The 9441-nt window shown below is 65.5% G+C and carries 12 protein-coding genes; 2 read left to right on the forward strand and 10 right to left on the reverse strand.

Annotation, left to right across the window (positions count from 1 at the left end; translation table 11 throughout):
* Positions 1 to 228: 228 nt before the first annotated feature.
* Positions 229 to 1884 carry a methyl-accepting chemotaxis protein gene (locus V6M89_RS16010; RefSeq protein ID WP_332854088.1) on the forward strand — a complete coding sequence of 552 codons (1656 nt, stop codon included), beginning with the start codon at positions 229 to 231 and terminating at the stop codon, positions 1882 to 1884.
* On the opposite strand, the gene V6M89_RS16015 is transcribed toward V6M89_RS16010, so the two are convergent.
* The 6 genes from V6M89_RS16015 to V6M89_RS16040 all read right to left on the reverse strand — a co-directional run bounded on the left by V6M89_RS16015 (position 1881) and on the right by V6M89_RS16040 (position 5920).
* A complete protein-coding gene (locus V6M89_RS16015) occupies positions 1881 to 2297 on the reverse strand; it encodes a DUF6916 family protein (RefSeq protein ID WP_332854089.1) in 417 nt (138 codons plus the stop codon). The two genes, V6M89_RS16010 and V6M89_RS16015, sit on opposite strands and share 4 nt — an antisense overlap.
* A 19-nt stretch (positions 2298 to 2316) precedes the next feature.
* On the reverse strand, positions 2317 to 2841 hold the full coding sequence (locus V6M89_RS16020; RefSeq protein ID WP_332854090.1) for a phage tail protein: 525 nt from the start codon (positions 2839 to 2841) through the stop codon (positions 2317 to 2319).
* Positions 2842 to 2850: 9 nt separating this feature from the next.
* A complete protein-coding gene (locus tag V6M89_RS16025) occupies positions 2851 to 3390 on the reverse strand; it encodes a phage tail protein (protein ID WP_332854091.1) in 540 nt (179 codons plus the stop codon).
* Between the two features lie 27 nt (positions 3391 to 3417).
* A complete protein-coding gene (locus V6M89_RS16030) occupies positions 3418 to 3930 on the reverse strand; it encodes a phage tail protein (RefSeq protein WP_332854092.1) in 513 nt (170 codons plus the stop codon).
* 98 nt (positions 3931 to 4028) lie between these two features.
* Entirely contained in the window at positions 4029 to 4667 is a 639-nt protein-coding gene (locus V6M89_RS16035) for a PEP-CTERM sorting domain-containing protein (protein ID WP_332854093.1), read from the reverse strand.
* Between the two features lie 161 nt (positions 4668 to 4828).
* Positions 4829 to 5920 carry an SMP-30/gluconolactonase/LRE family protein gene (locus V6M89_RS16040; RefSeq protein WP_332854094.1) on the reverse strand — a complete coding sequence of 364 codons (1092 nt, stop codon included), beginning with the start codon at positions 5918 to 5920 and terminating at the stop codon, positions 4829 to 4831.
* Positions 5921 to 5988: 68 nt separating this feature from the next.
* Between V6M89_RS16040 and V6M89_RS16045 the strand changes: the two genes are divergently transcribed.
* The gene (locus V6M89_RS16045) at positions 5989 to 7254 is read left to right on the forward strand and encodes a M28 family peptidase (protein ID WP_332854095.1); all 1266 of its coding nucleotides are present in this window, start codon (positions 5989 to 5991) and stop codon (positions 7252 to 7254) included.
* A 3-nt stretch (positions 7255 to 7257) separates the two neighbouring features.
* Here V6M89_RS16045 and V6M89_RS16050 read toward each other — a convergent pair whose 3' ends face one another.
* The 4 genes from V6M89_RS16050 to V6M89_RS16065 form a co-directional block, all read right to left on the reverse strand.
* Positions 7258 to 7920 (reverse strand): DUF799 domain-containing protein, encoded by a 663-nt coding sequence (locus V6M89_RS16050; RefSeq protein WP_332854096.1) that lies wholly within the window; start codon positions 7918 to 7920, stop codon positions 7258 to 7260.
* A gap of 1 nt (position 7921) precedes the next feature.
* Positions 7922 to 8290 carry a DUF4810 domain-containing protein gene (locus V6M89_RS16055; RefSeq protein ID WP_332854097.1) on the reverse strand — a complete coding sequence of 123 codons (369 nt, stop codon included), beginning with the start codon at positions 8288 to 8290 and terminating at the stop codon, positions 7922 to 7924.
* 8 nt (positions 8291 to 8298) lie between these two features.
* Positions 8299 to 8976: a CsgG/HfaB family protein gene (locus V6M89_RS16060; protein ID WP_442881978.1), complete on the reverse strand. Its 678-nt coding sequence runs from the start codon at positions 8974 to 8976 to the stop codon at positions 8299 to 8301.
* A 93-nt stretch (positions 8977 to 9069) separates the two neighbouring features.
* A partial coding sequence (locus tag V6M89_RS16065; protein ID WP_332854098.1) for a LysR substrate-binding domain-containing protein occupies positions 9070 to 9441 on the reverse strand: 372 nt, incomplete at its 5' end.

Raw genomic sequence — 9441 nt, forward strand, 5'->3', positions numbered from 1 at the left:
TAAGGTCAAGCATCAACTAGTGATGCAAATATACCATAATGGTTGCAATATAGGAACTTACTTTTTAAAAAAATAATTTACTTGCCACGGAAGAAACCTTCCGTTGTAAAAAAGCACCATGCTATTTTGCTGGGCTGCAGACAAAAATCATATCATCTGGGAAATATTTGACACTTGAATCTGTTAGGATGCTAGCCACCCTCGACAACCCCATGCACAGGATCGCCCATGCGCAGCACATCCCCAGCGGCCGGCCGCGAAACCGTCCTTGAAGACGGCAAGCCCATCGTCACCACCACCGACCTCCAGGGCCGCCTGACCTACGCCAACTCCACCTTCATCCAGGCCAGCGGCTACGCCGACGAAGAGTTGCACGGGCGCCCGCAGACCTCGCTCTACCATGCCGACATGCCGCCCGAAGTGGACGCCGACATGTGGCGCACCGTGCTGTCGGGCCAGCCCTGGCGCGGCCTGGTCAAGTATCGTTGCCAGGACGGCGGCCACTTCTGGTGCATCGCCAACGCCACGCCGGTGATTGAAAAGGGCAAGACCACCGGCTTCATGTCGGTCTGCACCAAGCCCAAGCGCGAACAGATCCAGGACGCCGAACAACTCTACCGCACCGTCAAGGGCAGCAATCCGGACGGCATCCGCATCGTGCGCGGCGCCGCCGCCGCGCGCGGCTGGCGCCGCTGGACCCAGGCGCTGCGCGACATCACGCTGGCGCAACGCCTGGCCCTGTGCTTCGGCGGCATGGCCGTGCTCGGGCTGACGATCGCCAGCCACGCCGTGTGGACCTACAGCGCGAGCGCCCTGCACTGGCAGGCGCTGCTGATGGTGGCGCTGGCCCTGTACAGCTGGCGCAACCTGCACCTGGCGGTGGTGGCGCCGATCAAGGCCAGCATCGAAGCCGCCCGCATCCTGGCCGGCGGCGACCTGACCACCCGCATGGCGGTCGACCGCCACGACGAGCTGGGCCAGCTGCAAGCGTTCGTGCGCCAGCTGAACCTGAACCTGGCGTCCATCCTGGTCGACATCCGCAGCAACTTCACCCTGACCCGCAGCACCACCACCCAGGTGCGCGCGGCCAATGCCGACCTGTCGGCGCGCACCGAGGCGCAGGCGGCCAACCTGGAGCAGACCTCGGCGCACATGGGCCAGATCACCGGCACCGTCAGCCAGACCGCCGACAACGTCAACACCGCCAGCGGCGTGGCGAGCGAAGCGACCGCGCTGGCCGAACGCACCGGCGTGGCGGTCACGCAAGTGGTGGCCGCGATGAACGACATCCGCGCCTCGTCGAGCCAGATCGTCGACATCATCAGCCTGATCGACGGCATCGCCTTCCAGACCAACATCCTGTCGCTCAACGCGGCGGTGGAAGCGGCGCGCGCCGGCGAGAGCGGCCGCGGCTTCGCGGTGGTGGCCGGCGAGGTGCGCAACCTGGCCCAGCGCAGCGCGGCGGCCGCCAAGGAGATCAAGACCCTGATCGATGCCTCGGCCGGCAAGATCGCGGCCGGCGCCGGCATGGCCAGCGCCGCCGGCCAGGACATGGATGCGGTGATCGCCGCCATCGGCCGGGTGGCCGCCATCATGGGCGACATCAGCGGCTCGACGCGCGAGCAGAGCAGCGGCGTCAACCAGGTCAAGGACGCCATCATGCAGCTGGACGAGGTCACCCGCCAGAATGCGTTGATGGTCGAGGAAGCGTCGGCCGCCACCGGCGTGCTGGACCTGCAGGCGCAGGCCGTGGCCAAGGCGCTGGAAGTGTTCAAGCTGCCGCCGCAGGGCAAGCCTGGCAAGGCGTCCGGCAACCTGGCGCTGATCGCCTCCCACCCCGCGCGGCCGCAGCGCGCGGCGCCCCGGATGGCGCGTCGCGCCTAGTTCAGCAAGTTGAAATCGGCCCGGTAGTAATTACCTTCCGGGCCGTTGCCGGACCGTTGCAGATAGACGGTCTGCTTGCCGACGCTGGCGTGCTCGACTTCATACACGCCGCTGGCCAGCGACTGGCTGGCGTCCACCGCGAAGGTCAGCGAAAACTGGTCGCCCTTGGCCGACTCGAAGCTGCGCTTGACGCTCAGCAGCGTCATCGCCATCCCCCGGCCGCCCGGATACACATTGAAGCGCTCCTGCAGCAGCGGCAGATACGCCGCGCTGCCGGCCGCCGGCGTCGCGGCGATGCCGGCGCTGATGCCGGGCAGTGGAGCAAGCTTGGCCTTGCTCAGCTCGGCCGCGCCGCACAGGCCGCTGCCACCCAACAAGCCACCGGTGGCCAGCACAAATGTTCGACGTTCCATAATCGCTCCTTGACGAAGATTAGCTGCGCGGTGGGAAGATGCCCTGCAACGCAATAATGAAATTCAGCTCCAGGTAGGGCTGCATATTGTTGTGCGCCTGCCCGCCGCCGTTGGTACCGCTCAACACCGCCGGCCCCATGGCGTGCAGGGGCGCCGGGCCGATGTACGGCGGCGTCGGCGACACGGACACCGCCAGCGTATTGCCGTTCGGACTGCCGGTGGTGGCCGGCGAACCGGACGCCTGCATCGTGTGCGAGTGCGACGGCAGTTCCGTGGCCTGCAGCACGACGCTGGCCTGGCCGCCGGATTCACCCTGGAAGCGCTCGCTCAAGCCCGGCCCGTGGCCGACACCCAGCGGTGCGCGCTGACGCAAATTGGGCAGCGCGAAGGTGGATTTGCCGTCGCCGCCGTACATGGTTCCCAGCAGGGAGAACAAGGCCGTATTCTGCGAAATCGGCAGGATCTGGCCGTCGCAGGTGGCCCAACCGACGGGAGGAAAATTTCCGGCGAACATACGGATTTCAGCAAGGAATGGATCTGCCATGACGAGTCCTTAACTTTGGGATGGGAAGATGCCAAACAGCGAAATGATGAACTGGATCGCGAGGTAAGGCGCCATATTGTCGTGCGGCTGGCTACCGCCGCTCGGGCCGATGGTGTCCGCGCCCATCTGCAGATTCGGCGCCGCCGTGGTGTACACCTTGGGCTTGGGCGACGGCGCCGCCGGCACCCAGCTGCTGCCGTCGGTGATGTTGATCGCGCTGGCGGCAAGCGGCGGCGCGGCGGTGCTGGCGTTGATCACATGGTTGTGGGCCGGCATTTGCGCGGCGGTCAGCGTGACCTGCTCCACGCCGCCGTTCCCGCCGAGCACGTAAGTGTCGTTTTGCAGCGCGCCGACGTGGACCGGCACGCGCCCGCGCAGATCGGGCATGGCAAAGGTCTCGACGCCATCACCGCCATAGGTGGTGCCGATCAAGTTGAACAGGACTTCGTTTTCCGAGATGGGCCACAGGCTGCCGTCGCAAAATGCCCAACCCGCCGGAGCAAAGTTCCCCGCGAACATACGAATTTCACCGACAAAAGGGAAAGACATGAAGAGTCTCCTGAAAGCAGGGATAGCTTAGTTATGTGAAGGGAAAATGCCGTTCAACGCGATGCAGAACAGGCTCGGCGTGTAGGGCTGCCGGTTTTCATGCGGCGCCGAGCCGCCGGCCGAGCTGACCGTGGCCGGATGCAAAGTCGCGCTGCCGTCGTAGCCGTGGTAAATGTTGGCGCCGCCCGCCGGGATGGAGTCGAAGTAATTGCCGCTGGGACTGGTCGAACGCAGCGAGGTGGGGTTGACCTCGTTGACCGCCCTGACCGTGTGGCCATGCTGCGGCACTTGCGCCGTCGTCAAGGTGTGGCGCGCCGCGCCGCCGGTCGCCCCCGGCTGCGGGTTGTGCATCGGCACGCGGCCGCGCAGGTCGGGCAGCGCGAAAGTGTTGACGCCGTTGCCGCCGTAACTGGTGCCCAGGATGGCGAACAGCGCCTGGTTCTGGTTGATCGACAGCGTTTGTCCATTGCAGCTTGCCCAGCCCTTGGGAACGAAGCCGAAGCTGAACATGCGGATTTCGCCTAAAAATGGTTCGGACATGGTGGCTCCTGGTAGCGAGAGAGGCCGCGTTGGCGATGCCGGGCGGCGTGGGGAAAAAGCGCCGTCGGCGGACGGCGTTCAGGCGGATGGGACCCGGCTCAGGACGATCGGCGGCGCTTGGCGCGGCCGGCCAGCAGCAGCGTGCCCAGGCCCAGCGACAACATCAGCGCGGACGACGGTTCCGGCACTGAGGGCACGGAGATCACGCCGGTCCAGTACAGCGTCACATTGTCGATCGCGGTGTAGTCGTAATAGTTTTGATTCGAAAATTGCAGCCAGGTCTGGGGATGGTAGGTCAGCAGATTGGTGATCGTGATATGGGTCCAGTCGCCGTCCGTGTTGCTCTGCTGCCAGACGACTTTGCCGTCGAACAGCACCTTGGACTCGTTGACCACCGGATCCGTCGTGCTCGCATGGTAGCGCTGCAGGTCGAAGCTCAGCGTGTAGACATCGTGCCAAGGGGAGCCAGACTGCCCATACTGCCCGTCGGTGTTGACCTGCTGCCCCAGAATGCCGGCGCCCAGGTAGGCGCCATCGCTGAACACCATGTTGAACATGCTGGACAGCGGCGTGCCGGAATAATCGTAGCCGACCGTCTGCGCCGAGGTGTCGCCGCTTTGGGTCCAGGCCGCCAGCGTGCTGGAGGAGAAACTGCCATCGGCGACCAGGTTGGCGGCAAAGGCAGAGGGGGCGGCGAGCGCCGCAGCACACAGCAAGGCAGAAAATAACTTACGCATGGCTAACCTTCAAGACGAATGGAGGATATGGCGAGCAACAATGCGATTATTTTACGGTAAAAATTTCAACAAATTGTCATTATGATAGCTATTTTTAAAAATATTGCGCAAATGTTGTTTTTGTATAAGTAGCAAGATGCAAGGATATTGACAATCACTTTTCAGCGCTGCATCCAGCCCAGGCTGCCGGCGCCGACGTTGTGGATGTACAGCCGGTCGGCGGTCTCGGTCGCGCCGGTGGTCACCGGCGAAGCGCCGCTCGGGTCCTGCAGGTCGGCGACGATGCGGCCGTCCTCGGTGAACGCCAGCACATGGCCGTAGGGCTTGGGCTCGGGCCACAGCGCGCGCGGCAGGCGCAGCATCAGCTTGCGCAGATACGGCTTGTCGGCCATCTTGTCGAGATCGTTGCGCGGGCCGGACAGGCCCAGCCAGATGCGGCCGCCGGCGCCGCGCACCAGGTTGTCCGGATAGCCGGGCAGGTTGTCGAGCAGCACCTGCGCCTGCGGCGACGCCACCCGCACGTCCACTCCGGCCGCGTCGACGGCGATCTTCCAGACCCGGTACTTGCCGCTCTCGCTCACGTACAGCCAGCGCTGGTCGGCGCTCAGCAACACGCCGTTGGAAAAACTCAGGCCGCCGGCCAGCACGCGCGTGGCCTTGCTGGCGGGATCGTATTCCAGCACGCGCCCGGTCGACGATTGTTCCAGCACATCCAGCATGGCCGCCTCCATGGTGTCGCGCTGGACCGGGCCGAAGCGCTGCGAGGCGTCGCTGAAGTAGATCTTGCCGTTGGCCGCGACCGCCACGCCGTCGGCAAAGCGGATCGGCTCGCCTCCGACCTGGTCCGCCAGCACGCTGACGCTGCGGTCCGGCGCCACCGACAGCAAGCCTTTGACGGCGTCGGCCACGATCAGGTTGCCGGCGCCGTCGAAGTCCAGCCCCAGCGGCCGGCCGCCGGTGTCGGCATAGGTTTCCAGCGCGGCGCCGTCGGCATTCATGCGCAGGATCTTGCCGCTGAAGACGCCGGTGTAGAGCTTGCCGTCGCGTCCGGCCAACACATGCTCGGGCCCCACTTCTCCGCCCAGCGCAATCTGCCGCACGCCGGCCAGGCGCTGGTTGACCGCATGGATGCCCGTGTAGCCGGGCGGCGTGGGCGCGGTCCAGCTGACCGGCACGATGGGCACCGGCCACAGGCCGAGATAAGCGGCGACGATCAATGCGGCAAACATGGACACCTTGGCGATTTTTTTCATAGTGCGCCCAGTCTACGCAAACTTGATGCAGAATGGCAAAGCCTGTTTCAGCCAACCAGAGGATGTCCATGAAACCAGTTGTCGTCTTCAGTACCTTGACCATCGCGCTGGCCGTCGCCGCGCCGTTCGCCCACGCCCAGAGCGCGGCCGCCGCCGATCCGATCGCCACCCTGGTCGGCCAGCTCGACCTGGAAAAATACAAGGCCACCATCAAGAGCCTGACGCGCTTCGGCGACCGCCGCCAGGGCACCGAGCGCAACCGCCAGGCGCTGGACTGGATCGAGGCCCAGCTCAAGTCCTACGGCTGCAGCAACACCGAACGCCTGCAATACCAGTACACCCAGCCGGCGCCGGACGCGCCCGCGGCCAAGCGTGCGCCAGGCATCCCCAGCGGCGGCGCCGGCGGTCCCGCCGGCCAGGGCGGCAGCACCTTGTTCGGCAACCGCGCGGCGATCGGCGTCAACACCGATCCGCTGCGCCAGCCCGATGCGACATTGCGCGCGCTGAACGCCGAACAGACGCCGGTCGGCACCTCGCAGCGCGAGAACGTCTATTGCACCAAGGTCGGCACCAGGCATCCGGAGGAAATGTACATCGTCAGCGCCCATATGGACGGCATCGGTTTCGGCGAGGCCGCCAACGACGACGGCTCCGGCACCGCGCTGGTGATGGAGCTGGCGCGCATCTTCAGCGCGCCCGGCGTGCAGACCGAGCGCACGATCCGCTTCGCGCTGTGGAACAATGAGGAGACCGGCTTGAACGGCGCCACCGCCTACGCCATGCAGCGCAAGGATATGCAGGGCATCGAATCGCCCAAGGGGTCGGGCAAATATCCCGAGCCGAAATGGCTGGGCCTGATCCAGCACGACATGATGTTGTGGGACCACGGCATGCCGATCGCGAAACTGGATGCGGCCGGCAAGCCGGTGCTGGACGCCAAGGGCCAGCCGGTCTATGTGTCGCCGCCGGAGCAGCGGCGCGAGGCCGACGTCAACATCGAATACCAGTCGGTGTCGCAGCAGGCGGAAGGTTCGGCCAAGCTGGCCTGGGCCTTCCGCGCCGCCAACGACAAATACGCCAGCAACTACCCGGCCGCCGTCGGCTTCCACATGACCAACACCGACTCGACGCCGTTCATGGATCTGGTGCCTTCGATCTCGCTGCGCGAGAACGAGCGCGGCCAGCAGATCGGCGCCGGCTGGAATCCCAACTGGCACCAGCCCACCGACGTCTACGCCGCCTATTCGGACAAGGACTTCCTGCTGGGCCTGAACGCGGCGCAGACCACGCTGGCCGGCGTGGCCCAGCTGGCCGGCGCCAGCATCAAGCGCTGAGGCTTACGGCTTCAGGTAGTTTTCCGAACGCGGACCGTACAGCATGCCGTTCGGCATGCCGGCCGACAGCAGGCGCGAGCTGGCCACGCCGGCCACCGGATGCGAAGCGTCGGTGGTGCTGGCGATGATCTGCTTGACCGCGGCCGCCACCAGCGCGCCAACCAGGCCGCCGCCACCGCTGTTGCCGCCCTCGTTGTTGGAGGCCGAGGCGGTGCCGCTCCACAACAGGTTGCCGGTCTTCAGGTCGACCAGCTTGGCGTTGGCGGTCACCACCACTACGCTGTTGAGCACGGTGTAGCTGGCGCCGTAGTTGGTGATGGTCACGTACATCGCGGCATCGGCGCCGAAGATCTCGCTGAGCTTCCTGGCGTCGACCGCGTGGATGTCGGCCGCGCTGGTCAGGCCGTTCTGCTTGAAGGTCTCGCCCACCAGCGCCACCGGCAGCACGTAGTAGCCGGCCTCGGCCAGCGGATACGTCACTTGCGCGTAGAAGCTGTTGCCGGCGTTGACCTCCGGCGAATTGTTCAGCGGCGGCAGCACCACGATGGAACGCGGCTTGGCGGCCTTGAAGGCGGTGTAGTCATACGGCGCCTTCGGCGTGGCGCAGCCGACGATCAGCGCGGCCGGCAGCAGGCACACGGCCAGTTTCAGAATACGGTTCAGCATATCAGTTCACACCCTTGTTCATTTTTGCCAGCAGGAAGTCCATATACGTCGCCGATTCCGGGAACAGTTTTTTCTCGTCCTCGAACTGCGCCACGACCTGGTCCGGCTTGCCGGCGATCGAGTACAGCATGCCCAGGTGGGCATGGAAGCCCGGCGGCGCCGACTTGCCCTTGGCGCTCATGGTTTGCAGGTCCTTCTCCAGCGCGGCGATCTGCTGGTCCGGGCTCTCGCCCTTCAGGTGCTGGTACACCTGCGGCTGATAGCCTTCCCAGCCGTACAGGGTTTTCGGCGCCGAGGCGCAGCCGCTCAGGGTCACGCCGGCGGCCAGCGCCAGCATCAGGCCGGCGCTTTTGATCATGGTGGTTTTCATGGCTGTCCTTATTGTTTGCGGGTCATGACACCGGCGTCGACGCCGGCCACCAGGCGGTCCACCGCTTCGCGCACGGCCAGGTCCAGCACCTTGCCGTTGAGCGTGGCGTCGTAGCTGGCGGTGCCGCCAAAGCCCAGCACCTCGCGGTTGGACAGGCTGTACTCGCCCGCGCCCTGGCTGGAATACACCACTTCCGAGGTGGCGATGTTGACCACGTTCAGCGTGACCTTGGCATACGCCACCTGGGTCTTGCCGCGGCCCATGATGCCGAACAGCTGGTGGTCGCCCACTTCCTTGCGGCCGAACTCGGTCACGTCGCCGGTGATGATGAAATCGGCGCCCTTGATGTTCTGGCTTTGTTTCTTGAATTCGGCTTCCTGCTTGGTTTCCGACAGGTTGTCGCGGTCCAGCACGTTGAAGCGGTTGGTCTGCTGCAAATGCGAAATCAGGATGGTCTTCGACTGGCTGCCCAGGCGGTCGACGCCGTCCGAGAAGATGCCGCGCATGAAGCTGGAGCGGTTGTCGAACTTGCCGACCGCGACCAGGGTGCGGGCGCCGGTGTAGGGACGCGCGGCGCTGGCCACGGTCGGCACGGCCAAGGCCTGCGAACTTTCGGTGGCGCAACCGGACAAGGCCGAGACGATGGCGGCGGCAGCCAGGATGGCGCCGGTGTGATGCATTTTCATAAAGACCCCTGAAGTTTATTTTATATTTTGCAAAGATGTTACTTTGCAATAAATTTCCAAGGGGCAATTCTACGCGTTTGCGGCGCCGCCAATCTATCCAATAGTCACAGCCGTGCGCGCCAGCGCCGGCTGCGCGGCGATCGCCTGCAACACGATGTCGTGCAGGCGCTGGGCCGGCGCGCCCAGCTCGTCCGCGCTACGATGCAGGCGCAGGCCGATCACCGGCAGCGGCGGCAGGCCGGGCTGATCCAGCGCGCGCAAGGCCGGCGGCAGGCCGACCTCGGTGCGCACCGTCACGCCCAGCCCGGCCGCCACCGCCGCCCACACGCCACCCAGGCTGGGGCTGCTGAAGGCGATGCGCCACGGGATGCCGGCCCGGTCCAGCGCATGCAGCGCGGCCGAGCGCATCATGCAGGGCGCGTCCATCATCACCAGCGGCAGCGGCTCGCCGCCCCCGCTCCAGGC

The sequence above is a fragment of the Duganella sp. S19_KUP01_CR8 genome, assembly GCF_036688705.1.
Lineage (GTDB): Bacteria > Pseudomonadota > Gammaproteobacteria > Burkholderiales > Burkholderiaceae_D > Rugamonas.

Coding starts and splice junctions, on each gene's coding strand:
- V6M89_RS16010 (WP_332854088.1), top strand. CDS start 229: ATGCGCAGCACATCCCCAGCGGCCGGCCGCGAAACCGTCCTTGAAGAC.
- V6M89_RS16015 (WP_332854089.1), bottom strand. CDS start 2,297: ATGGAACGTCGAACATTTGTGCTGGCCACCGGTGGCTTGTTGGGTGGC.
- V6M89_RS16020 (WP_332854090.1), bottom strand. CDS start 2,841: ATGGCAGATCCATTCCTTGCTGAAATCCGTATGTTCGCCGGAAATTTT.
- V6M89_RS16025 (WP_332854091.1), bottom strand. CDS start 3,390: ATGTCTTTCCCTTTTGTCGGTGAAATTCGTATGTTCGCGGGGAACTTT.
- V6M89_RS16030 (WP_332854092.1), bottom strand. CDS start 3,930: ATGTCCGAACCATTTTTAGGCGAAATCCGCATGTTCAGCTTCGGCTTC.
- V6M89_RS16035 (WP_332854093.1), bottom strand. CDS start 4,667: ATGCGTAAGTTATTTTCTGCCTTGCTGTGTGCTGCGGCGCTCGCCGCC.
- V6M89_RS16040 (WP_332854094.1), bottom strand. CDS start 5,920: ATGAAAAAAATCGCCAAGGTGTCCATGTTTGCCGCATTGATCGTCGCC.
- V6M89_RS16045 (WP_332854095.1), top strand. CDS start 5,989: ATGAAACCAGTTGTCGTCTTCAGTACCTTGACCATCGCGCTGGCCGTC.
- V6M89_RS16050 (WP_332854096.1), bottom strand. CDS start 7,920: ATGCTGAACCGTATTCTGAAACTGGCCGTGTGCCTGCTGCCGGCCGCG.
- V6M89_RS16055 (WP_332854097.1), bottom strand. CDS start 8,290: ATGAAAACCACCATGATCAAAAGCGCCGGCCTGATGCTGGCGCTGGCC.
- V6M89_RS16060 (WP_442881978.1), bottom strand. CDS start 8,976: ATGAAAATGCATCACACCGGCGCCATCCTGGCTGCCGCCGCCATCGTC.